Here is a 22,646-nt window from a genome sequence, read left to right as displayed (position 1 = left end):
GCCGAAGGGCGCGCATCCGTGGCACATACCGGGTGCGGGCCCTTCTTCGACTCGGTCTAGCGCGGCTCCCTCCAGCATTTCCCCATGATCACCACCAAGCTTCTAGGGCTCTGGCTTGCACGCCTACACCGTTCCCTCAGCGGTTTGAGCAGCCTTGTGGATCAGCTCCCGTGCCGCGTCGCCGTAGACGGCGCTCCGTGACAGCGAGGCAAAGGCCCGAAGGTATTCCTGCACCTCGTGGCCGCTGGTCACCTTCACCTGCGCCGTCAGTGTCTCGATACGGACCTCGGTCGAGTCGAAGGCATAGAAGGTCTCCAGGGGCCAGATCTCGCGCGACGCACCCGAGGGAATGATCCCGATCGATACGTTCGGACGCCCCATGACAGAGAGCATGTATCGAAGTTGTTCGGCGTGCAGATTGCCAGGAAGGATCGACACGTAGAGGGTCGCTTCCTCCATCACGACAGAGAGCACGTGACGACCTTCGCACAAGACAACGCGGGAACGCTCCTGGCGGGCCTGGACGGCCTCCTCCACCTCATCGGGCAGGAGGAAGAAGCGTTGAAGCTTGCGGAGGACTGAACGGCTGTACTCGGGTGTCTGGAGCGTGCCCGGATAGACGTTTCCGCTGTAGACGCGGAACATCTGAGTGTCGCGGTAGAGATTGGTGGTCCGTTGCGTCTGAGCCATGCCGCCACGCGCCTTGTAGACCTGTTTCCACTCGGCGTACAGGTTCCTGGCGTTCCGTGAGGTCTCGATGATCGCATCGGCCTCCCCAAGGCGCCCGCAAGCGGCGCACCACGCACGGATGTCGGCAGGCTTGGGCAGGACTTTCAACTGGATGATGCGATGCGTCTTGGCCCTGTGCCATCCGCAGAGAGCGGCCAGTTGAGCCCCTGATAGCTCAGCCTCCTGCATCATGCGATTGAGGCGTTCGGCAACTGCCTTGTGCGCCGCTTGGGACGTAGACAGTGGAGAGGTCATCGACTGGCCGCTGTTCTGTTAGACGATCTTGTACTCGTCGTGCGGGATAGCACGCTCCCAGACGGCTTCGAACATGTCCGTGCACCGCGTGATCAGGTCCACGTCCTCGGCGAAGTCCGTGTGCACCCACCGGCTATTGCCGTCGAACACATTGAACTGGACGACCTTGTCGTCGAAGATCCACACGTCGTTTCCCGGCAGGGACAGGTCCGACGCCCGTCGGCGCGGGAGCCAACGGACTTCCTCACCACATGCGACGTTCCCGTACGTGATGAAGTGTTCCCACCGGATGTAGTCCGATACGGGCTCACCGACCACCCTGGCGCGACGTACAACGACGCCACGTTCTGTCGCGTCCTTGACCATGGTGTGCCAGTTGCCCCACCACGACGCGCGGTCCTCCCAATCAGTGCGCTCACCAGACAGCCAGGCATCGAACCGGGGCGACTCGCCGGGCACCGCGTAGGAATCTCGGGTTTCGAGATGGAGCGCATATCGGCGAGTCTGGCCGAGGAGTTCAGCGAACCTCGATGGACTCTGCGGCACGAATAGCCTCCTTGAGAAGCGGGATCATCCTCGGTTCCAGAACGATCAGCGACTCATCCTCAGCTCGGGGCGAGTCCGATACGGTCCGCGACTGGGCCTCAGCGTCCGCAAGGCGGCCCTGGACAAGCAACTGCCCATCGTCGCCAACCCACACGGCCGGACAGCCCTCTTCGCCCGACTCGGGATCTTTGCCGATGAAGGTGTAACCCACAGTGCGCCTCCCTGGAGAGAGTCGTTGTGTGCTGTTGCACGGCACTCACTCTGCCGGAGCAGGACAGCCATGGTCACGCAAACGAAGGGACTCGTGCAACATCCCGCAACACCGCTTCTCCGGCTCGACCGGCCCTCCCAGACTGGGACTCACCGCAACGAAGCGCGAGGGGAAGCCATGACTACTCCATTCAAGTACCCACAGCCGCCAGTGGAGTTGCCTGGGGCGGTGGAGGCCTTTCTGTACGACTGCGCTCCGGCTGACGGCTGCGGGGTCTGCGCGGCACTCGTGAGGGAGCTGGAAGAGGCAAAGAAGGCCAACATGTGGAGCGGTGCCTACAACGCTGCGGCGGAGGTGCGCAATCACCCGCACGCGAAGCGGGGCCGTCGATGATGGACATGCAGGAGTGGCGTGCGGCGTGGGATCGCGCCCAGGACGCCACGGACACGCTCAGAACGGCCCTGAGCGACATGGGGGCCGGAGAGACCCAGGTCACGCATCTGCGGCCGATGGTGAACCGCCGAGGGACGGCGTGGGTGGATGTGGGGCAGTTGCCCGCCGATCTGGCCGCGAAGCTGGCGGATGTGATCAGGGTCGGGAGCCTCGACAACATCGGGCCCTAATGAGTCAGCAGGCGCCCTACACGCCCGAGGAGTTGAGTCCTGACGAGACGATGGCCGAGTTGTATCGGCTGGCGTTGAAGGTGGCCCAGGAGAACGGGGCGACGGTGACGACCGGGGCCCGTGGCCTCGGCCCGTATGCGTTCATGGCGGAGGTTCGGCGCCGGGGTGTGGTGGTCCGCTTCCTCGACCGCCAGGCGCCGTGACCGAATGGATTGATCCGCGCTACGCGGACGTCGTGGAGTTCTTCAAGAAGGCGTACATAGGCGGCTCGCTCCACTGCCCCAAGTGCCACGGCGTCCGCAACTGCGTGTTCATCGACATGGTGAACGGGGGCGCATGGGACTACTGGACGTGCCTGTGCATCCCGGACGCCTATCGGGACGGTGGATATGGACGGTGAGATACCCAAGGCTGGCAAGCCCGGCCATTGCCATTCCTGTTGGGAGAAGCAGGAGGAGGAGAAGGCCGCAAAGGAAGCCGCCGAGCACGTCCCGGGCCCCGTTGTGCACATCAGCCTCGGTGTCGTACTCCTCTTGGCGGTGTGTTGCTGGGCCCTCGTGATGTGGGTCCTCCACTTCTGCGCCGACCTGATCGGCGCCTGATACACCCGCTCTTTCCATGGTCGCGGCGGCGCGATGTGGCAGGAGCGGGCCTCATTCCCCCGACCGGACAACCCGGAGTAGGGACAGGTCGTGTCCCCTCACTGAGAAGACGCGCTCAAGCTCCCGGCCCGGTCCGCCCCAATAGGGTGCCGCCGCAGGCGGCTGGTACCTGCCTGCGGCGGTGAGGGGCCGGCCCCGTCACCCTTCCTCTTCTCAGGGTGGCGGGGCCTCTCTAGTGCTGTGCCCGCAAAGGTTCGCCGAGTTGCCTGGCAGGATCTCCCCATGCTTGATGAGAAGCTCGACGTTCTTGCACAGATGATGGCAGAGCACATGGTCAGGCCGTTCCCACCCGGCTTCCGCGGCTTGGACGTCGAGGGCTGGGACATGGTGATGCTCGACTCGGACGCCTATGACTACGCCGCCTGCGTCCACGAAGGCTTGTTCAGCAGCGAACAGGCCCGCGTGCGCCTGACAAGGCTGACGTCGGCGTTCGCAAAGGTCATTCCATCGATCGAAGACGAGTACGCGGCCAGGTACTACACGCATCTGCACAACATGGTCGTGCTCTCTGCCGAGATCGAGAACGAGCCCAGGAAAAGACCCCACCAGGAGTGCAGCAAACCAGGTGGACCTTTGCGGTCAGAGCACTAGGGACGCAGAACGGTCTGTCGCTGGCAGCCAGATCTGCCGGTAGAAGTACGAGGCGTACACGCATCCGGTCCGGGTGACGTTCGGGAACAACAGGCTCTCCGGCCCCCACACGCCGTGGTTCTTTGGGAGTTCCAATACCTTCGCTGTACTCCGCGCGAACCTCACCCAGTATTCGCGAGCACTACCACTACATCTTCGAAGGAGCCGAGCAGCGCGGACGGGCAGCCATCGCAAGCATGCCGACCCCCGGCGCGGACGACCCCACCGAGCGAGACGAAGTTGCCTGAGACAGCTACACGAAAGAGGCCCCCGGCGTCATGCCGGGGGCCTCTTTGTTTTGCAGGTCAGCGCGCGTTTCGCACCCAGTCGCCGACCAGGATTACCCCAGCATGACGCCTAGGAACAGCCGGCAACGAACCCGAACGGAGCGGAAGCCGACAGCCACTCCCCGATTACCCGATAAGGCAGCTGACCTGCGAAAACCCTGCTACGGCAGGTTCCTCGACATCACGATGCGCTGGACCTGGTTCGTGCCCTCGTAAATCTGCGTGATCTTCGCGTCGCGCATCATGCGCTCGACCGGGTAGTCGCGGGTGTAGCCGTAGCCGCCGAGGAGCTGCACGGCGTCCGTGGTGACCTCCATCGCGACGTCGGACGCGAAGCACTTGGCTGCCGCGCCGAAGAACGTCAGGTCGCCGTCGAGGCGCTCGGACTTCGCGGCGGCCGCGTACGTGAGCTGGCGGGCCGCCTCCAGCTTCATGGCCATGTCGGCGAGCATGAACTGGATGCCCTGGAAGTCGGCGATCGGCTTGCCGAACTGCTTGCGCTCCTGGACGTAGCCCTTGGCGTAGTCGAGGGCGCCCTGCGCGATGCCGAGGGCCTGGGCCGCGATGGTGATGCGGGTGTGGTCCAGGGTCTTCATCGCGGTCGCGAAGCCCGTGCCCTCCTCGCCGATCATGCGGTCGAGCGGGATGCGGACGTTGTCGAGGTAGACCTCGCGGGTCGGCGAGCCCTTGATGCCGAGCTTCTTCTCGGGGGCGCCGAAGGAGACGCCCTCGTCCGACTTCTCCACGACGAAGGCGCTGATGCCCTTCGAGCGCTTCTCCGGGTCGGTCACGGCCATGACCGTGTAGTACTCGCTCTCACCGGCGTTGGTGATCCAGCGCTTCACGCCGTTGAGGACCCAGAAGTCGCCGTCGCGCACGGCCTTGGTCTTCATGCCGGCCGCGTCGGAGCCGGCGTCCGGCTCGGAGAGGCAGTACGAGAACATGCCCTCGCCCTTGGCGAGCGGGCCGAGGTACTTCTTCTTCAGCTCCTCGGAGCCGGAGAGGATCACCGGGAGCGAGCCGAGCTTGTTGACGGCCGGGATGAGGGAGGAGGAGGCGCAGACCCGCGCGACCTCCTCGATCACGATGACGGTCGCCAGCGCGTCGGCGCCCGCGCCGCCGTACTCCTCCGGCACGTGCACGGCGTGCAGGTCGTTGGCGACCAGCGCGTCGTGCGCCTCCCGGGGGAAGCGCGCCTGCTCGTCGACCTCGGCCGCGAACGGGCCGATCTTCGCCTCGGCGAGCGAGCGGATGGCGTCGCGGAGCATGTCGTGCTCCTCGGACGGGCGGTACAGGTCGAAATCCGAGTTGCCAGCCGTTCCGGCCAAGGTCTCTCACTCCCCAAGGGACGCTAACTACCGTTAAGTAACCTAATTTTAGGGGGCCGGGGCGCCTCAGGCATACGTGAGCTTGGCGACAGCCCGGGAAGAACCTGGGAACAGCGCGGGAACAGCCCGGAAAAGAGGCCACGCCCGGTGCCGACTATGCTCGGGCAGCGCGTTTGCCGCCCCTCTCCGAGCCCGCACCTCCAGGAGCACGCATGGCCCTCAAGATCACCGTGATCGGCACCGGATATCTCGGGGCCACCCATGCCGCGGCCATGGCCGAGCTGGGGTTCGAGGTGCTCGGGCTCGACGTGGTGCCCGAGAAGATCGAGATGCTGAGCCAGGGCCGCGTCCCCATGTACGAGCCCGGTCTCGAAGAGCTGCTCGGCAAGCACGTCGCCGGCATCGAGGGCGCCACGGGCCGGCTGCGCTTCACCACCTCCTGGGAGGAGGTCGGCGCGTTCGGCGATGTGCACTTCGTCTGCGTGAACACCCCGCAGAAGCACGGCGAGTACGCCTGTGACATGAGCTACGTCGACGCCGCCTTCGGCTCGCTCGCCCCACATCTGCGCGACGGCGCGCTCGTCGTGGGCAAGTCCACGGTGCCGGTCGGCTCGGCGGCCCGGCTCGCGGCCGTGCTGCCCGACGGCGTGGAGCTGGCGTGGAACCCGGAGTTCCTGCGCGAGGGCTTCGCCGTCGACGACACCCTGCACCCGGACCGGCTCGTGGTCGGCGTCGAGAGCGAGCGCGCGGAGAAGCTGCTCCGCGAGGTGTACGCGGGGCCCATCGGCGAGGGCTCGCCGTTCGTGGTGACCGACTTCCCCACCGCCGAGCTGGTCAAGACCGCCGCCAACTCCTTCCTCGCCACCAAGATCTCCTTCATCAACGCCATGGCCGAGGTGTGCGAGGCCGCCGACGGCGACGTGGTGAAGCTCGCCGAGGCGCTCGGCCACGACGAGCGGATCGGCAAGAAGTTCCTGCGGGCCGGCATCGGCTTCGGCGGCGGCTGTCTGCCCAAGGACATCCGCGCGTTCATGGCGCGCGCCGGCGAGCTCGGTGCCGACCAGGCGCTGACCTTCCTGCGCGAGGTCGACTCGGTCAACATGCGCCGCCGCGGCCACATGGTGGAGCTGGCCCGCGAGGCGGTGGGCGGCGAGACCTTCCTCGGCAAGCGGGTCGCGGTGCTGGGCGCCACCTTCAAGCCGGACTCCGACGACGTGCGCGACTCCCCCGCCCTCAACGTCGCCGGGCAGATCCACCTCCAGGGCGGCCAGGTCACGGTGTACGACCCGAAGGGCATGGACAACGCCCGCCGCGTCTTCCCCACGCTCGGCTACGCACCCACCGCGCTCGACGCGGTACGCGGCGCCGACGTCGTCCTGCACCTCACCGAGTGGCGCGAGTTCCGCGACCTCGACCCCGCCGTGCTGGCCGGGGCCGCCGCGTCCCGCATCATCCTGGACGGGCGCAACGCGCTCGACCCGGCCACGTGGCGTGACGCCGGCTGGACGTACCGCGCGATGGGCCGCCCGCGCGCCTGACGCCCCGCCCGCTCAGGGCCCGTCGAGCTCCTCGATGGTGGCGCTCGACGGGGCCCTGCGGGTCGCCGTCGCCCGTGCCGTGAACTCCGCGTCCCGCACCACCCGTACCAGGTTGTCCCAGGTCAGCGCCGCGATCTCGGTCTCGGTCCAGCCACGGTCGAGGAGTTCCGCGATCAGGTTGGGATAGCACGAGGCGTCTTCGAGGCCGGTGGTGCGCGGGGCGCCGGTGGTCAGGCCGTACGTTCCCGAGAGGCCCACGTGGCTCGGGCCCGCCACGTCCCGCACCCGCTCGATGTGATCGGCGACGTCCCGTACGGAGACTGCGGAGCCGCTCCGTTCGATCTGCTCGGGGGCGAAGCTCACCAGGCACACCCCGCCGTGCGCGCCGAGTTCCGCGAGCAGCTCGTCACTGGCGTTCAGCGGGTGCCGGGTGAGCGAGGCCGCCGCCGAACGCGAGAGCAGCGACGGTGCCGTGGACGCGTCGAGCGTGCGGCGCCAGGTGCCCTCGGTGGAGCCGGACAGGTCGAGCAGTATCCCCATCCTGTTCGCCTCGCGCACCACTTCCAGGCCGAAGCGGGTCAGGCCGGGCTCGGTCCAGCGGGTACCCGGGCCGAGCGCGAGGGCCCGCACCCCGAGGACGTGGTACGCCCGCAGGGTGCCGAGCGAATCGCCCAGCGCCTGCGCGGTGACCGGCCCCAGGAACGAGGCGATCCGGCCGCAGTTGCGGGCGTCGGCGAGGTCGCCCGCGGTGAGCGCGAGTCGCAGCCACTGGGGACACGACGCGATCAGCGAGCGGATCCGGTCGAGGCGCTCCAGGGTGGTGCCGGCCGGGTCGGTGCCGTCGGGCTCGGCGGTCAGCGCCCAGAACTGCGCGCCGACGCCGCCGGCCCGCAGCCGCGGGATGTCGGTGTCGAGGGCGCTCTCGCCGACCTCCAGATCGTGCCAGGGGGTCGCGGCGAGCGCCTTCGCCAGGGTGTTGTGCCCGTCGGCGACGGGGTGTGCGGCGAGGAGCGCGCGGGCGCGGTCCAGGCCGTCGTCGTCGAGCGGCTGCGGGGGCTCGGGGGCCGGAGGGGGGCTCGGCTGATCGAGCTCCCCGATCGCCGAGGTGTTCTGGGGGTCGTCCTGCAGATCTGCCATGACGGGCTCCCGGGATCGGCGGTGGACGGCAGTACGGTCACCGTTTCACGGGGTGTCGGCGGGGTCGCGACGAACGAGCCGTTCGGGGGACTCCAGGAACACGCGCCCCACCCCACCCCTTCCCGAAACCCTCCCGGGGGGACAAGATCCTGGGGCTCCGCCCCAGACCCCGGTTCGCGCCTGAACGGCCCTCGTCCTCAAACGCCGGACAGGCTGAGGATGCACACGCTGCCCGGCACCGATCCCGCCAGGAGCGCGGAGAACTGCGCGCCCAGCCCGGCACGCTGCCCGGCACCGATCCCGCCAGGGGCGCGGGGAACTGCGCGCCCAACCCCACACGGCCCGCAGACGAAACCGGGGTCCAACGCCGCACGGGCTGAGGATGCGCATGCTGCCCGGCACCGATCCCGCCAGGGGCGCGGGGAACTGCGCGGGCGCCCCACCACGGTCCGCACCCGACGAAACCGGGCTGCCAAGCGCAGCGTCCCGCGGGGCTCAGGAGTCCAAGGTCTGGCGGGTCGCGTTGGACGGGCCCCGCAGCGGGCGGAGCTCGCGCGAGACCGACTCCGCGTCCCGCAGCACCCGTACCGCGTTCGACCACGTCAGCTTCGCCAGGTCCGCCGAGGACCAGCCCCGGGAGAGCAGCTCGGCCACCAGGGTGGGGTAGCCCGAGACGTCGTCCAGGCCGGACGGGGTGAAGGCGGTGCCGTCGAAGTCGCCGCCGATGCCCACGTGGTCGACCCCGGCGACCTCCCGCATGTGGTCCAGGTGGTCCGCGACCGTGGACGCCGTCGCGACGGGCCGCGGATTCGTCGCCTCGAACGCCTCGTGGAGCTTCATCGCCTCCGGCGAGGTGTCCAGGTGGTGCAGCCCGTGCGCCCGCAGGTTCTCGTCCGCGGCCTGCGTCCACGCCACCGCCGCCGGCAGGATGAACTTCGGCACGAACGTGGCCATGGCCACGCCCCCGTTGGCGGGGAGCTGGGCCAGCACGTCGTCCGGCACGTTGCGCGGGTGGTCGCAGATCGCCCGCGCGGAGGAGTGCGAGAAGATCACCGGCGCCACCGACGTGGACAGCGCGTCCCGCATCGTCGTCGCCGCCACGTGCGACAGGTCGACCAGCATGCCGATGCGGTTCATCTCGCGGACGACGGCGTGGCCGAACGGCGAGAGCCCGCCCACGTTCGGCACGTCCGTCGCCGAGTCGGCCCACGCCAGGTTGGAGTTGTGCGTGAGCGTCATGTAGCGCACGCCGAGCGCGTACAGGGCGCGCAGCGTGGCGAGGGACTCGTTGATCGAGTGGCCGCCCTCGGCGCCCTTGAGGGAGGCGATGCGGCCCTCCGCGCGGGCCGCCTCCATGTCGTCCGCGGTGAGCGCGGGCGCCAGGTCGCAGGGGTAGCGCGCGAGCATCTGGTCGACGCAGTCGATCTGCTCCAGGGTCGCGCTGACCGCCTGGTCGCCGGCCAGGTCGGTGCGTACGTACACGGACCAGAACTGCGCGCCGACCCCGCCGGCCCGCAGCCGGGGGATGTCGGTGTGGGTGCGGCCGGTCAGGTCGGTCGTGAGGTCGCAGCGGTCCAGGTCGTAGCGGACCTTCTCGCGCAGCGCCCAGGGCAGGTCGTTGTGGCCGTCGACCACGGGGTGGCGGGCGAGCAGGTCGCGGGCTTCGTCGAGGTGGCTCATGGCACTCACTTTCCGAAACCGAAGGCGCCCGAACCCTCGACCTTCGTCCGCAGCCGCTTGCCCTTCTCGGTGGCCTGGTCGTTCAGCTCCTGCTGGAACTCCCGCATGCGGGCGAGGAGTTCGGCGTCCTGGGTGGCGAGGATGCGCGCCGCGAGGAGGCCCGCGTTGCGCGCCCCGCCCACGGAGACGGTGGCGACGGGCACGCCGGCCGGCATCTGCACGATGGACAGCAGCGAGTCCATGCCGTCCAGGTACTTCAGCGGCACGGGCACGCCGATCACCGGGAGCGGGGTCACGGAGGCGAGCATGCCGGGCAGGTGGGCGGCGCCGCCCGCGCCCGCGATGATCGCCTTGAGGCCGCGCTCGGCGGCGTGCTCGCCGTACGCGATCATCTCGCGCGGCATCCGGTGCGCCGAGACGACGTCGACCTCGTAGCGGATCTCGAACTCGTCGAGCGCCTTGGCGGCGGCCTCCATGACGGGCCAGTCGGAGTCCGAGCCCATGACGATGCCGATGACGGGACCAGTGGTGGTGCTCATTCGGTGATCGTTCCTCTGAGGTAGTCGGCCGCGTGGCGGGCCCGCTCACGGACGTCGGCGAGGTCGTCGCCGTAGGTGTTGACGTGGCCCACCTTGCGGCCGGGCTTCACTTCCTTGCCGTACATGTGGATCTTGAGCTGCGGGTCGCGGGCCATGCAGTGCAGGTACGCGTAGTACATGTCCGGGTAGTCGCCGCCGAGCACGTTGCACATCACGGTCCACTTCGACCGAGGGCGCGGGTCGCCCAGGGGGAGGTCGAGGACGGCGCGGACGTGGTTGGCGAACTGCGAGGTGATCGCGCCGTCCTGGGTCCAGTGGCCGGAGTTGTGCGGGCGCATGGCCAGCTCGTTGACGAGGACCCGTCCGTCGCGCGTCTCGAAGAGCTCGACGGCGAGGTGGCCGACGACGCCGAGTTCGGACGCGATGCGCAGGGCGAGCTGCTGGGCCCCGCCCGCGAGTTCGTCGTCGAGGTCGGGCGCGGGGGCGATCACCGTGTCGCACACGCCGTCGACCTGGACGGACTCGACGACGGGGTAGGCCACCGCCTGGCCGTGCGGCGAGCGGACGACGTTGGCCGCCAGCTCCCGCACGAAGTCCACCTTCTCCTCGGCGAGGACGTCGACGCCCGCCTTGAAGGCGTCGTGCGCGTCCGCCTCGGAGCGCACGAACCACACGCCCTTGCCGTCGTACCCGCCCACCACCGTCTTGAGGATGACGGGATAGCCGTCGCCCTCGTCGGCGAACCGCGTCACGTCGGCCGGGTCGGCCACGATGCGGTGCCGGGGGCAGGGCGCGCCGATCGCGGTGAGCCGGGCGCGCATCACCCCCTTGTCGTGGGCGTGCACCAACGCGTCGGGCCCCGGCCGGACGACGATGCCGTCCGCTTCCAGGGCCCGCAGATGCTCGGTCGGCACATGTTCGTGATCGAAGGTGATCACGTCACAGCCGCGCGCGAAGTCACGCAGCGTGTCCAGGTCGCGATAGTCGCCGACGACGACCTCGCTCACCACCTGGGCCGCCGAGTCCTGCGGGGTGTCACTGAGGAGCTTGAATCTGATGCCGAGGGGGATGCCCGCCTCGTGGGTCATGCGGGCGAGCTGACCGCCGCCGACCATGCCGACTACCGGGAACGTCACGCCTCCAGGGTATCCGCCGCTTCCGCGCCGCCCGTAGGGGCCGGGTTCCGGCGGCCTTCGGGGGCTCGCACGGGGCGTCGCGGCGAGGGGGTGGTTAGCATGGGCGGGTTGACTGGCACGAAAAGCACACCTACTCGGACGGGGCTGGGCGATCACCATGAGTGCACAGGGCGCATCGCCATCGCGGCTGCGACTGCTCGTACGCGAGGTCGCCAAGTTCGGCGCGGTCGGCGGGCTCGGGGTGCTCGTGAACATGGGCGCCTTCAACCTGCTGCGGCACGCGACCGAGCTCCAGGTGGTGCGGGCCAGCCTGCTCGCCACCGCCATCGCGATCGCGTTCAACTACGTGGGGTTCCGCTACTTCACCTACCGCGACCGCGAGAAGAGCGGCCGGGCCCGTGAGCTCACGCTGTTCCTGCTGTTCAGCGCGGTCGGCGCGGTGATCGAGAACGGCATCCTGTACGCGGCGACGTACGGCTTCGGCTGGAACAGCCCGTGGCAGAACAACTTCTTCAAGTTCCTCGGCATCGGAATCGGCACGCTGTTCCGGTTCTGGTCCTACCGCACCTGGGTGTTCCGCGCCCTCCCGGCCCGGGAGGCAGTACAGACGGCCGAATCGTTTCTCGGCGACCCCCGGCCCGCCGTCCCCGCCGTCCCCGCCGAGCGCTGACCGCACCGGACAGAGCGCCGACCCCGCCGAGCGCTGACTCCGGCTCCGGCCCGCGTCCGCCGAGCGCCCTCTCGGGCGTCAGCGGATCGTCGTCGTGCTCTGCGGCTCGCGGCGCCCCCGCGCCTCCCTGCTGAGGAAGAGCGCGAACACCGCCGGCTGCTGCTGGAGCATCTCCAGACGCCCGCCGTCGGCCTCCGCGAGGTCCCGGGCGACCGCGAGGCCGATCCCGGTGGAGTTGCGGCCGCTGATGGTCCGCTCGAAGATCCGCGCGCCGAGGTCCGGCGGCACCCCGGGGCCCTCGTCGGTGACCTCGACGACGGCCTGGTTGCCGGTGACGCGGGTGCGCACCGCGACCGTGCCGCCACCGTGCATCAGCGAGTTCTCGATCAGCGCGGCGAGCACCTGGGCCACCGCGCCCGGCGTGCCGACCGCCTTGAGGCCGGTCTTGCCGGAGCGCACGATCGCGCGGCCCGCGCTGCGGTAGGCCGAGCGCCACTCCTCCAGCTGCTGCTTGACGACCTCGTCGAGCGAGAAGACCACGGCCGAACCGGTGCGCGGATCACGGCTGTTGGTGAGCAGGCGCTCCACCACGTCGGTGAGCCGCTCGACCTGGGTGAGCGCGATCATCGCTTCTTCCTTGACCGTGTCGAGGTCGTCGGTGAGGGCGATCTCCTCCAGGCGCATGGAGAGCGCGGTCAGCGGTGTCCGCAGCTGGTGCGAGGCGTCCGCGGCGAGCCGGCGCTCGGCCGTGAGCATCCGGCCGATCCGGTCGGCCGAGGAGTCGAGCACATCGGCGACCCGGTCGAGCTCGGGCACCCCGTACCGCTTGTGCCGCGGGCGCGGGTCGCCCGAGCCGAGCCGTTCGGCGGTCTCGGCGAGGTCGGTGAGCGGGGAGGCCAGCTTATTGGCCTGGCGTACGGCGAGGAGCACCGCGGAGACGATGGCGAGCAGGGCGACCGCGCCGATGATCAGCAGGGTGCGCCCGACCTCCTTGGTGACCGTGGAGCGGGGCTCCTGGACCAGGACGGACTCGCCGCGCTCACCGGTGGCGGTGCCCTTGATGACGGTGCCCTCGGGCTTCTTGCCCAGCTCGATCACCGGCCGGCCCGGGATCGCGATGCGCGCGTACCGCTTGGGGTCGATCTGTTCGGCCAGGACCTGCGCGTTGACGGTCTCGTTGGCCAGGGTGCGGCTGTCGACGACGGAGACCAGCCGCACCGCCTCGGAGTCGACGCTCTCCTGGGCGCTGCTGCTGATGGTCCGTGTCTCGACGATGACGAGCGAGACGCCGAAGACCGCGATCACCACGAGAACGACCGCGAGTGTGGAGTTGATCAGTCGACGGCGCATGTGCCCTGGTGCTCTAGCTCTTCTCGAAGCGGAAGCCCACTCCGCGGACGGTGGCGATGTAGCGCGGGTTGGCCGCGTCGTCGCCGAGCTTCTTGCGCAGCCACGAGATGTGCATGTCGAGCGTCTTGGTCGAGGACCACCACGTGGTGTCCCAGACCTCGCGCATCAGCTGGTCGCGGGTGACGACCCGGCCGGCGTCCCGGACCAGGACCCGGAGCAGGTCGAACTCCTTGGCGGTGAGCTGGAGCTCCTCGTCGCCCATCCAGGCCCGGTGCGACTCGACGTCGATCCGCACGCCGTGGGTGGCGGGCTGGGGCGCCGGCTCGGTGGCGCCGCGCCGCAGCAGCGCCCGGACCCGTGCGAGCAGTTCGGCGAGGCGGAAGGGCTTGGTCACGTAGTCGTCGGCGCCGGCGTCGAGGCCGACCACGGTGTCCACCTCGTCGGCGCGGGCGGTGAGCACCAGGATGGGGACGGTGTGGCCTTCGGAGCGCAGCCTCCGGGCGACTTCGAGGCCGTCCATGCCGGGAAGCCCCAGGTCGAGCACGACCAGGTCGGCGCCCCCCTGCAGTCCGGCGTCGAGGGCGGTCGGGCCGTCCTCGCGGACTTCGACCTCGTAACCCTCCCTGCGCAGGGCGCGGGCCAGCGGCTCCGAGATGGACGCGTCGTCCTCGGCGAGCAGTACACGGGTCATGGGGGTGATGGTAGTCCGCGGCGGAGGCAATCCGTCAGGTGATCCACCCACCCTGCGGGTCTATGACGCGATCTTGTTTAACACCTTCGAATCAGGGTGAGTGGTTCCATGGAAGCCTGTGATCCATCTCTCAAGTCCTTCCATATGCTGCGTCCTCGTGACGTATGGTGTCTCAACGCCTATAGCACTACTCGTGGACCTTTGGCCTGCCTGGCGCGCCAAGGGTCTCTTTTCTGCACAGGGCCGGCTTTGCCAGTCTTGAGATTCAGTGAATGACCTACGGGCCGGGCCCCAGCGCACACCTGCGCACGGGGTGTGGATCCCGGTGTGGTCTGTCCTTCCCGGTCTCCCCCACGGAGCCGGACCCCAAAGGCGTTGGGGGGACAGCCGCCATGCCGGTGCCGGCCTTCCCCCACCGGGCGCGATTCAACGCTCACGAAGCGCGCGTCCCGAGCAAGCAAGGATCGACCATGGCGTCCAGCCTGACGAAGGACTCGGCCAGTACCACTGGCGTCGAGAAGACCTTCCTCGGCCACCCCCGCGGCCTGGCCAACCTCTTCATGACGGAGATGTGGGAGCGCTACAGCTTCTACGGCATGCGGGCCCTGCTCGTGCTCTACCTGGTCGCCCCGGCGTCCCAGGGCGGGCTCGGGTTCAACATGGCCACGGCCACCGCGATCTACTCGGTCTACAACGCGATGGTGTACCTGCTCGCCCTGCCGGGCGGCTGGCTCGCCGACCGCGCCTGGGGTGCCCGCAAGACCGTGGCCGTCGGCGGCACGATCATCATGATCGGTCACTTCCTCCTGGCCGTGCCGGTCGAGATCTCGTTCTTCATCGGTCTCGCGGCCATCGCCCTCGGTTCGGGTCTCCTCAAGGCCAACATCTCCACGATGGTCGGCCACCTGTACCCGGACAAGAACGACCCGCGCCGCGACGGTGGCTTCACGGTCTTCTACATGGGCATCAACCTCGGTGCCTTCGCCGCCCCGCTGACCATCGGCACGGTCGGCCAGAAGGTCAACTGGCACTTCGGCTTCGCCCTCGCCGGTGTCGGCATGGCCCTGGGTCTGCTGTTCTTCTTCCTCGGTTCGCGCCACATGTCGGCCGACAGCGACGTCGTCCCGACGCCGATGTCCGAGACCGAGCGCGCCTCGATCATCAAGAAGATCGTCATGTGGCTGGGCGTCGCGGTCGTCGCCTACGGCGCCCTCGCGGTGTCGGGCCACTTCACGGTCGACTGGGCCATCTGGCCGCTGACCATCGCCGGCCTCGTCATCCCGGCCTGGTACCTGCTGCGCATCAAGCGGGACAAGGACCTCGACGAGGTCTCGCAGTCGCGGATGTCGGCGTACGTGTGGTTCTTCGTCGCCGCGGCCGTCTTCTGGGGCATCTACGACCAGACCGGTTCGACGCTCAGCGTGTTCGCGCAGGACAACACCGCGAACAGCCTGTTCGGCCTGAACTTCCCGTCCAGCTGGTTCCAGTCCCTGAACCCGCTGTACGTGATGGCCCTCGCCCCGGTCTTCGCCTGGCTCTGGGTCTACCTGAACAAGCGCCGCCAGGAGCCGACCACGCTGTCGAAGTTCGCCTTCGGCCTCACGCTCATCGGCCTGTCGTTCTTCGTGATGATGCTGGCCCAGGCCGCTTCCTCGGGCGGCGTCAAGGTCACCCCGCTGTGGCTGTGCATGGTCTACCTGATCCAGACCGTCGGTGAGCTGACGCTCTCCCCGGTCGGGCTCTCGCTCACCACCAAGCTGGCGCCGGAGAAGTACGCCTCGCAGATGATGGGCGTCTGGTTCCTGGCCGTCACGGCCGGCGACTCCGTCATCGCGCTGCTCCAGCTGATCGGCGCGCCGACCGACTCCTCGTACTGGTTCGCCAGCCAGGGCGGCCTCGCCGTCCTCGCCGGTGTGGCGATCTTCATGTACCGCAGGAAGGTCCAGCCGCTCATGGGCGGCGTGCACTAGCACCGCCCCGGCACGTCAAGGGCCGCCGCACCTCCCGGTGCGGCGGCCCTTTCGCCGTTCTCGGGGAGTCAGCGCGTGCCGCGCAGCCGCCGCCACGGGGTGAAGGTGAAGATCGCGCCGCCGAGCAGGACGACCGTGCCCGCGACCAGGCCGAGCGCGCGCAGGGCGCCGGTGTCGCTCGCGCCGGTCTGGGCGAGGCCGCCGGAGGAGGACGCGGCGCCCGCCGAGCCCGCGGTGGTGGCCGCGCCGGACGAGCCGGTGCCGCCGGCCGCGCCGCCCGGCTGGGCCGCCGTGTCCAGTTCGAGGGAGACCGGCGCGGTGCCGGAGACCTTGCACGGGATGTGGATCGGGGCGCCGCCCAGGGTGACGTCGATGGACAGGTCGCCGGGGCTCAGCGTCGACTTGCCGGAGGCTCCCGGCTTGTAGGTGCCGGTCATGTCGGTCAGGTTGACCGGCGCCCCCGACTTGATCGGGTCGGGGTTGGCCGGGCCGGTGACGGACACCGCGCCCTTGTCGGCGCCGCCGACGACGACCTGCATGGACGGTTTGAGCGCGCCCGCCGGCAGGTCGGCCGGGCTGTTCATGACGCCCTTGCCCATGGTGACGGTGAGGGCGTAACTCCCGCCGCTCTTCTTGGCGTTGATGGTGGCCTTGCCCTGGATGCCGGCCGGCCCCGGCGCGGTGCAGGCGAAGGTGACGGGAACCTCCTTGCCGGGGAAGTCGCTCTGGCCGCCGCTGCCGCCGGTGGTGGCGCCCGAGGTGGACCCGCCGGACGTCGAGCCGCCGGTGGTGCCGGCCGTGGTGGTGCCGCCCGACGTGGTCGAGCCGGTGGTGCCGCCCGAGGTCGTGCCGCCCGTCGTGGTCGAGCCGGTGGTGCCGCCGGAGGTGGTGGAGCCGGTGGTGCCGCCGGTGGTCGAGCCCCCGGTGGTGCCGCCCGCGTCCGTCACCTTGATCGTCGCGCCGACGCCGACCGCCACCTTGGGGGTGCACTTGGTGTCCGTCGACATGATCTGGTTGACGTTGATGTTGTACGCGTCGGGCGTCAGGGTGACGTCGCCGGCCTTGGTGAGCTTCAGCTTGGCCGTCATGTCCGAGAGCACCATCGGGCTGTTCTTGGGGATCGGCGGATTGGTCCGCGGACCCTTCATGGCGATGTCGGCGCTCTGCGCGCCCGCCGCCTTGAGGGTGCCGGTCGGCTGGACGACGTCCTTGTTGAGGTCGAGCACGTTGGGGTTGTTCGACGCGGCCTGGGTGAACTTCCAGACGACATCCACCTCGTCGCCCACCTTGGCCGTGGCGGGCGCCGTGATCTGCACCTTCGTCGTTCCCTCGACCGGCGGCAGGCCGGAGATGGACGGCGGTATGCACTCGGTGGAGTACGAGACTTCGGCTGCTTGTGCGGGGCCTGCGGCGAGCACGATCCCCGCGCCGCCGAGCATCAGCGCGATACCGGCCGCGCTCATCCTCCGTTGCGTGGTCACGAATTTCCCTTCGTCGTGGGGCCGTACGGACGGTTGGGGTGGTTCTCTGACGGTGCGGAGTCGGGGGTGAACCACGGCAGCGGCGCCGTGGTGGTCTGCGGGGTGCCCTCCGGGCCCGGCCCGTGCTCCGGGGCCGCGGCGGGCGCCACGGGCCCGGCACGTTCGCGGCCGGGCCGCGGCAGGCGCACGGTCAGGCCGGCCAGGCCCCCGCCGCGGTGGCGGGGCGTGCGCGCCCGCTGCGCCTCGCGCGGGCGGAGCCGGTCGACGACGGCCATGCCGATGCGGAAGACCGCGGCGGGCACCACCAGGCAGAGCAGGATCCAGAAGACGGTGACGCCCCAGGGCCGGTCCACGCCCCAGGGCTCGGTGGCGAGCAGCTTCTTCGCGTACTGGAGCGAGACCTGGTAGTCGCCGTGGGCGCCCGCCGACAGCTCGAAGTCGAGCTTGATCTCGGCCTTCTGGCCCGGCCCGATGGTGCCCTTCCACTGGCGGTCCTCCCACTGCGGCGCGAACACGCCGTGGGCGGTGCCGAGTTGGAAGACGGGGTCCTTGACCGGGGCCGAGCCCAGGTTGCCGACGGTGAAGACCAGGGTGCGCGCGGGTGGCGCGCCGAACCAGGTCAGCAGGGAGCTGCTGCCGTCCAGACGGGGCTCGGCGAGCACGGCGAGTCTGCCGTCGCCGCTCTGGTCGGGCAGCGGCGCCACCGGGTGGCCGGTGATCTTCAACTCGGCGTCCACCAGAGCCGGTTCGCCCTGCACGGTGGCGACGTGGACGACGCAGGGGCAGGGCTTGGGCGGCGGGGCCGCCGGGAGCGCCTTGGTGAAGGCGCCCTTGGCGTCGGTGGTGACGGCCTGACCGTCGGCGTTGGAGCAGGAGTTGGTGCCGCCGATCACGCCCCGGGTGGGGTCGGACTGCCCGCAGACGAGGAGCATGAGCAGCGCGCCGGGCCGCCAGCCGCTGCCGGTGACGGTGACGTCGGCGCCCTTGGCGGCCTCGGCCGTGGAGAGGGTGACCGCGGGCCCGGCGTCGTCGGCGTACGAGGGTCCGGCCGTCGGCAGGACGAGAAGGGCGAGCAGCGCCAGGAGGGCCGGCGGCAGGGCGATGAGGGCGAGCAGAGCCGGCGGCAGGGCCGGGGGCGCGCCCCTCAGGCGTGGCTTCACTGAAGAGCTCCTGTCTGCGCCAACTCGCGTTCCTCCAGCAGCGGTTCATCCGGTTCGGCACGGCGTGCGCGACGCCGGCGCGTGCCGGTCCATGCGGCGGCGGCGCCGCCGAGCAGCACGAGGCCCACCCCGGCGACGGGGCCCCACGGCACGAACGACACCTCGGCCGAGCCGCTCGCGCGGGCGCCGCCCTCGGCGGTGACGTCGAGGCGGACGTCGACCCGGTCGAGGGCGGGCGGATGGGGCCAGGGTTCGCTCAGTTCGACGCGCTGCCCCGGCAGGAGTTCGACCGGCAGCGGCCGGGCGGCGCGCTCGACGGCGCGCCCGAACACGCCGTCCGCGTGCACCGCGAGCCGCGGGGCGAGGGTGGTGTTGCCCCGGTTGACCAGGGCGTAGCGGATGACGTGGCGGCCCCGGTCGACGCGTACGGACTCCACGGTCAGGGCGCTCAACGTCGGCCCCGCCACGCGGACTTGGAGGCGGACGCCCACAGCGCGTCCGCCCGTGGTGGCGACGAGCGCCGCGGGGTGGTCGCCGGGCTGCGCGCCGGCCGGGACGGTGACCGAGAACGGCACGTCGGCCCGGGTGCGCGCCGGGATGTTCACCTCGGGTGCGGCGAGCGTGATCCACGGGTCGGGGTCGGCGCGTACGGCGAAGGAGCCGTCGGGGGTGTTGTGGGCGGCGGCGCCGCGCAGTCGCAGGGTGAGGGGGGTGCCGGAGGGGTTGCTCAGCGAGAGCGTGTCCTGGAGCACCGCGCCGGGCGCGCCCTCCAGGTAGAAGTAGGGCCTCCCGTCGGCGCTGGGGCGGGTCCCGCCGCCGGATGCGGGCGCGGCGGTCCACTCCCCGCTCGCCGGCGGTGCGGCCTGCGCGGCGGGCGCCGAGAGCGCGCACAGCAGCAGGGCCAGGACCGGCAGGGCCGGGCGGATCGGACGCATCGGCGGCTCCTCGGGTGCGAGGGGGTCCCCTTGCGGGGCGTACGGGAGCGCGAGGGGCTCCCTTCGGGGGCGTACGCAAAGGGCGGGTCAGGCCCGCTGGTTGCGCCGGGTCAGCCAGAGCACTCCGCCCGCGCCGACCAGGACGACCGTGCCGCCGAGGGTGCCGAGCGCGACGGCCGAGTCGAGGGGGCCGGTCTTGGGCAGCGCCGCGGGGGCCGCGCCACCGGTCGAGCCGCCGCCGGTCGAGCCGCTCGCCCCGGTGACCTGGAGCTCCAGGGAGGGGCCGGGGCTGTTGCTCGCGGTGCAGGTCGTGACGGTGCCGAGCGCCTTGATGGTGAGGACGCCCGCGGTGAGCGTGACCTTGCCGTTGGCCTTCGGCACGTAGGTGCCCGACAAGTCGCTGATCTTGATGGGGGAGTTGGCGGGGATCTCCGCGGAGTTGGCCGGGCCGCTCACGGCGACCGTGCCCTTGTCGGCGCCGCCGAGGACGATGGTGGCGCTCGGGTTCATCGCGCCGGCGCCCAGGGCGACCGGGCTGGAGGAGACGCCCTTCTGGAAGGACATGGTGACTTTGTAGGAACTGCCGCTCGGCACCGCTTTGATGTCGATGGGCGACACGGCGCTCTTGGCACCGATCGGCGTCTTGCAGTTGTAGTTGACGTCGACGACGGAGGCCTGGGCCGTCGGGGCGGTGATCAGCACCACCGAGCCCGCCACCGCCGTCGCCAGCGCGAGAGCTGTCCGCTTCGGGTACGACACCTCGAATTCCCCTTATGCCGGTTCTGCCGGAGGCCGCCACGTTCCTGACGGCTCATCAGATAGGGCGTCAAGGTACGCCGGGGGCCTTGTCGAGGGAAGACAAAGAACAGGGCGGATCGAGGTGCGGACATGCCAGTGCACCGGCGGGTCCGAACCGCCGGTAACCGTGAACGGGAGTTACGCGGGTGCCGCGAGTTCCGCCCAGACCGTCTTGCCGGTCACGCCCGGCGTGCGCACCACGCCCCAGTCGAGGCAGAGGCGCTGCACGATGAACATGCCGTGCCCTCCCGGCCGGCCCGCGCGGTGCGGGGTGCGGGGCGCCGGCTGGCCCGAGCCGAGGTCACTGACCTCCAGACGCAGGACCTTCGCGGTGCGCGACACCCTCAGCCCTTCGGGCCCCTCGGCGTGCAGACACGCGTTGGTCACCAGCTCGGAGACGACGAGCAGGACGTCCTCGGCGGCGGCGCGGCCCTCGGCCGTCGCCGCCGGGAGCCAGCCCCAGTCGTAGAGGGCCTGCCTGGTGAAGTCCCGTGCCATGGGGACGATGCCGCTCGCCCCGTTGAGCGCGAGTACGCGCGCGGACGTGACAGAGCCCGTGTCGTCGGATTTCGACGGCACGGCGCCGGGCCGGGCCCCATGGGGCTCTGGCCCACGGTCGCCCGGAGCTTGCTCCCGGGTGGTGCTCATCAGCGCTTCACCTCACCGATTCGCCAATGTCTTGAGTCTGCTCTCCTGCCCGGACGAATCGGGGTCAGTCACGCAGAGCGGTATCGAGCGAATCATGCACGGTGAAGACTGCCTCCGCCCCTGTGATCTCGAAAACTCTCGCAACGACCGGCTGCATCGCCACCAGGTGCACCCCGCCCCCCAGCTCCTCCGCCTTGAGGCGGGCGCCGAGCAGCACGTTCAGTCCGGTGGAGTCGCAGAACTCCAGTTGCGAGCAGTCGACGACCAGCCTGGTGCGCCCCTGGGCGATGGCCGCCTCCAGAGGTTCCCTGAGCAGATCCGCCGTGTGGTGATCGAGCTCACCCGCCGGAGTCAGGACCTCACTGGCGCCCTCGGTACGGACTCCGACCCGGAGCCGGCCCCGATTCGTGCTGCCGACCGTGCCGCGGTCCATGCCGTCCCTCTTCGCCGATTCGTCGTAACTTCTCAAGAACACTACGCCTTCCCTGCGACATCTGAAAGCCAAACAACCCTGCAAAGCGGACATATGGGGACAAAGAAGCCTTGCAAGAGCCCACTCAAAGCGGGTAGGGGTAGTAGCGACAGTTATTTCAACACGACCGGCCACGGAGGCGCCGCACACCGCGGACAACACGTATGGGCATCGGCAGCCATATGCCGAGAACGATGGAGGAGACCCATGTCACCCCGGCTCGACGAATCGCAAGCGGATACGTCGATCAAGCAGGAACCGCAGGACATCCGCCCCCCACAGGCACGACAGTACGCACGAGAGGGACTTGAGGGCCTCCCCGAGATCCCGCCCTTCGCCGAAGTCGGCCCCGTCGACGCGCGGGCCCTGTCGAAGACGCTCTTCGCCCGCCTCGACTCGCTCGAAGAGGGCACGCACGAGCACGCGTACGTGCGCAACACCCTGGTCGAACTGAACCTGGCCCTGGTGAAGTTCGCCGCATCGCGCTTCCGCTCCCGCAGCGAACCGATGGAAGACATCATCCAGGTCGGCACCATCGGCCTGATCAAGGCGATCGACCGCTTCGAGTTCGACCGCGGCGTCGAGTTCCCCACCTTCGCCATGCCGACCATCGTCGGTGAGATCAAGCGCTTCTTCCGCGACACCTCCTGGTCCGTGCGGGTTCCGCGCCGGCTCCAGGAGCTCCGTCTGGACCTCGCCAAGGCGGGCGACGAACTCGCCCAGCAGCTTGACCGCTCGGCCACGGTGGGCGAGCTCGCCGAACGCCTGGGCATCACCAAGGAAGAAGTCGTCGAAGGCATGGCGGCGAGCAACGCGTACACCGCGAGCTCGCTGGACGCACAGCCCGAGGAGGACGACTCCGAGGGCGCCCTGAGCGACCGCATCGGCTACGAGGACCACGACCTCGAAGGCGTCGAGTACGTCGAGTCGCTGAAGCCGTTGATCGCCGGGCTGCCCGCGCGGGACCGGAAGATCCTTTCGCTGCGCTTCGTCGCCAACATGACGCAGTCCGAGATCGGCGAGGAGCTCGGCATCTCCCAGATGCACGTCTCCCGGCTGCTCTCGCGCACCCTGCGCAAGCTCCGCAAGGGGCTGACCGTCGAAGAGTGACGTACACCCGTCCGAAGGGCCCGTTCCGTCAAGGAACGGGCCCTTCCGCGTTGTTGACGC

The 22,646-nt window shown here is 69.9% G+C and carries 24 protein-coding genes; 8 read left to right on the top strand and 16 right to left on the bottom strand.

From position 1 onward, the window contains the following. Positions 1-123 precede the first annotated feature (123 nt). From OOJ98_RS02090 to OOJ98_RS02080, 3 genes are read right to left on the bottom strand one after another with little or no spacing between them, the layout of a single operon-like run. Positions 124-984: a helix-turn-helix transcriptional regulator gene (locus OOJ98_RS02090; RefSeq protein ID WP_267052884.1), complete on the bottom strand. Its 861-nt coding sequence runs from the start codon at positions 982-984 to the stop codon at positions 124-126. Between the two features lie 18 nt (positions 985-1,002). Next, entirely contained in the window at positions 1,003-1,530 is a 528-nt protein-coding gene (locus OOJ98_RS02085) for a DUF6879 family protein (protein ID WP_267052883.1), read from the bottom strand. Then, on the bottom strand, positions 1,502-1,741 hold the full coding sequence (locus tag OOJ98_RS02080) for a hypothetical protein (RefSeq protein ID WP_267052882.1): 240 nt from the start codon (positions 1,739-1,741) through the stop codon (positions 1,502-1,504). Before OOJ98_RS02080 ends, OOJ98_RS02085 begins: the two co-directional genes overlap by 29 nt. Positions 1,742-2,139: 398 nt before the next feature. Between OOJ98_RS02080 and OOJ98_RS02075 the strand changes: the two genes are divergently transcribed. The 4 genes from OOJ98_RS02075 to OOJ98_RS02060 all read left to right on the top strand — a co-directional run bounded on the left by OOJ98_RS02075 (position 2,140) and on the right by OOJ98_RS02060 (position 3,617). Next, positions 2,140-2,364, top strand: coding sequence for a hypothetical protein (locus OOJ98_RS02075; protein WP_267052881.1), 225 nt, complete (start codon positions 2,140-2,142; stop codon positions 2,362-2,364). Beyond that, entirely contained in the window at positions 2,364-2,567 is a 204-nt protein-coding gene (locus OOJ98_RS02070) for a hypothetical protein (protein WP_267052880.1), read from the top strand. Before OOJ98_RS02075 ends, OOJ98_RS02070 begins: the two co-directional genes overlap by 1 nt. Next, complete coding sequence (locus tag OOJ98_RS02065) at positions 2,564-2,764, top strand: hypothetical protein (RefSeq protein WP_267052879.1); 201 nt, start codon at positions 2,564-2,566, stop codon at positions 2,762-2,764. Before OOJ98_RS02070 ends, OOJ98_RS02065 begins: the two co-directional genes overlap by 4 nt. Positions 2,765-3,248: 484 nt before the next feature. Continuing rightward, positions 3,249-3,617, top strand: a complete 369-nt coding sequence (locus OOJ98_RS02060) for a hypothetical protein (protein ID WP_267052878.1) — start codon at positions 3,249-3,251, stop codon at positions 3,615-3,617. Between the two features lie 487 nt (positions 3,618-4,104). Here OOJ98_RS02060 and OOJ98_RS02055 read toward each other — a convergent pair whose 3' ends face one another. Further along, complete coding sequence (locus OOJ98_RS02055) at positions 4,105-5,271, bottom strand: acyl-CoA dehydrogenase family protein (RefSeq protein WP_267052877.1); 1,167 nt, start codon at positions 5,269-5,271, stop codon at positions 4,105-4,107. A 212-nt stretch (positions 5,272-5,483) separates the two neighbouring features. On the opposite strand from OOJ98_RS02055, the gene OOJ98_RS02050 reads away from it, so the two are divergent. Then, a complete protein-coding gene (locus OOJ98_RS02050; protein ID WP_267052876.1) occupies positions 5,484-6,809 on the top strand; it encodes a UDP-glucose/GDP-mannose dehydrogenase family protein in 1,326 nt (441 codons plus the stop codon). A gap of 12 nt (positions 6,810-6,821) precedes the next feature. Here OOJ98_RS02050 and OOJ98_RS02045 read toward each other — a convergent pair whose 3' ends face one another. From OOJ98_RS02045 to OOJ98_RS02030, 4 genes are all read right to left on the bottom strand, one after another. Further along, a complete protein-coding gene (locus tag OOJ98_RS02045) occupies positions 6,822-7,946 on the bottom strand; it encodes a dipeptidase (RefSeq protein WP_267052875.1) in 1,125 nt (374 codons plus the stop codon). Positions 7,947-8,441: 495 nt separating this feature from the next. Next, positions 8,442-9,626, bottom strand: a complete 1,185-nt coding sequence (locus OOJ98_RS02040; protein WP_267052874.1) for a dipeptidase — start codon at positions 9,624-9,626, stop codon at positions 8,442-8,444. A 5-nt stretch (positions 9,627-9,631) separates the two neighbouring features. Further along, complete coding sequence (purE, locus tag OOJ98_RS02035; RefSeq protein ID WP_267052873.1) at positions 9,632-10,165, bottom strand: 5-(carboxyamino)imidazole ribonucleotide mutase; 534 nt, start codon at positions 10,163-10,165, stop codon at positions 9,632-9,634. Beyond that, positions 10,162-11,301, bottom strand: a complete 1,140-nt coding sequence (locus tag OOJ98_RS02030; RefSeq protein ID WP_267052872.1) for a 5-(carboxyamino)imidazole ribonucleotide synthase — start codon at positions 11,299-11,301, stop codon at positions 10,162-10,164. The genes purE and OOJ98_RS02030 overlap by 4 nt, the downstream gene beginning before the upstream one ends. 157 nt (positions 11,302-11,458) lie before the next feature. Between OOJ98_RS02030 and OOJ98_RS02025 the strand changes: the two genes are divergently transcribed. Then, entirely contained in the window at positions 11,459-11,971 is a 513-nt protein-coding gene (locus OOJ98_RS02025) for a GtrA family protein (RefSeq protein ID WP_267052871.1), read from the top strand. Positions 11,972-12,049: 78 nt separating this feature from the next. Here the strand turns inward: OOJ98_RS02025 and OOJ98_RS02020 are convergent, their stop codons facing one another. After that, a complete protein-coding gene (locus OOJ98_RS02020) occupies positions 12,050-13,321 on the bottom strand; it encodes an ATP-binding protein (RefSeq protein WP_267052870.1) in 1,272 nt (423 codons plus the stop codon). A 13-nt stretch (positions 13,322-13,334) separates the two neighbouring features. Then, positions 13,335-14,012: a response regulator transcription factor gene (locus OOJ98_RS02015; protein WP_100574199.1), complete on the bottom strand. Its 678-nt coding sequence runs from the start codon at positions 14,010-14,012 to the stop codon at positions 13,335-13,337. Positions 14,013-14,482: 470 nt separating this feature from the next. Between OOJ98_RS02015 and OOJ98_RS02010 the strand changes: the two genes are divergently transcribed. Beyond that, positions 14,483-15,982, top strand: a complete 1,500-nt coding sequence (locus OOJ98_RS02010; RefSeq protein ID WP_267052869.1) for a peptide MFS transporter — start codon at positions 14,483-14,485, stop codon at positions 15,980-15,982. Positions 15,983-16,050: 68 nt separating this feature from the next. Here the strand turns inward: OOJ98_RS02010 and OOJ98_RS02005 are convergent, their stop codons facing one another. The 6 genes from OOJ98_RS02005 to OOJ98_RS01980 all read right to left on the bottom strand — a co-directional run bounded on the left by OOJ98_RS02005 (position 16,051) and on the right by OOJ98_RS01980 (position 21,437). Continuing rightward, the gene (locus OOJ98_RS02005; protein ID WP_267055473.1) at positions 16,051-17,445 is read right to left on the bottom strand and encodes a hypothetical protein; all 1,395 of its coding nucleotides are present in this window, start codon (positions 17,443-17,445) and stop codon (positions 16,051-16,053) included. Between the two features lie 14 nt (positions 17,446-17,459). Beyond that, positions 17,460-18,611, bottom strand: a complete 1,152-nt coding sequence (locus OOJ98_RS02000) for a hypothetical protein (protein WP_267055472.1) — start codon at positions 18,609-18,611, stop codon at positions 17,460-17,462. Between the two features lie 8 nt (positions 18,612-18,619). Next, on the bottom strand, positions 18,620-19,558 hold the full coding sequence (locus tag OOJ98_RS01995) for a hypothetical protein (RefSeq protein ID WP_267052868.1): 939 nt from the start codon (positions 19,556-19,558) through the stop codon (positions 18,620-18,622). A gap of 87 nt (positions 19,559-19,645) precedes the next feature. Next, positions 19,646-20,317 carry a peptidase gene (locus tag OOJ98_RS01990; protein ID WP_267052867.1) on the bottom strand — a complete coding sequence of 224 codons (672 nt, stop codon included), beginning with the start codon at positions 20,315-20,317 and terminating at the stop codon, positions 19,646-19,648. Positions 20,318-20,494: 177 nt separating this feature from the next. After that, positions 20,495-21,004, bottom strand: coding sequence for an ATP-binding protein (locus OOJ98_RS01985; RefSeq protein WP_267052866.1), 510 nt, complete (start codon positions 21,002-21,004; stop codon positions 20,495-20,497). Between the two features lie 64 nt (positions 21,005-21,068). Then, the gene (locus OOJ98_RS01980; RefSeq protein ID WP_267052865.1) at positions 21,069-21,437 is read right to left on the bottom strand and encodes an STAS domain-containing protein; all 369 of its coding nucleotides are present in this window, start codon (positions 21,435-21,437) and stop codon (positions 21,069-21,071) included. A 246-nt stretch (positions 21,438-21,683) separates the two neighbouring features. Here OOJ98_RS01980 and OOJ98_RS01975 point away from each other — a divergent pair, with 246 nt between their 5' ends. Further along, positions 21,684-22,586 carry an RNA polymerase sigma factor SigF gene (locus OOJ98_RS01975; protein ID WP_267052864.1) on the top strand — a complete coding sequence of 301 codons (903 nt, stop codon included), beginning with the start codon at positions 21,684-21,686 and terminating at the stop codon, positions 22,584-22,586. The last annotated feature ends 60 nt before the right edge of the window (positions 22,587-22,646 follow it).

This window comes from Streptomyces sp. NBC_00083 (assembly GCF_026343295.1).
In the GTDB taxonomy this organism is placed as follows: Bacteria; Actinomycetota; Actinomycetes; order Streptomycetales; family Streptomycetaceae; genus Streptomyces.
The sequence above is the reverse complement of the archived record's forward strand: the minus strand, read 5'-3'. Positions and strand labels throughout refer to the sequence as shown.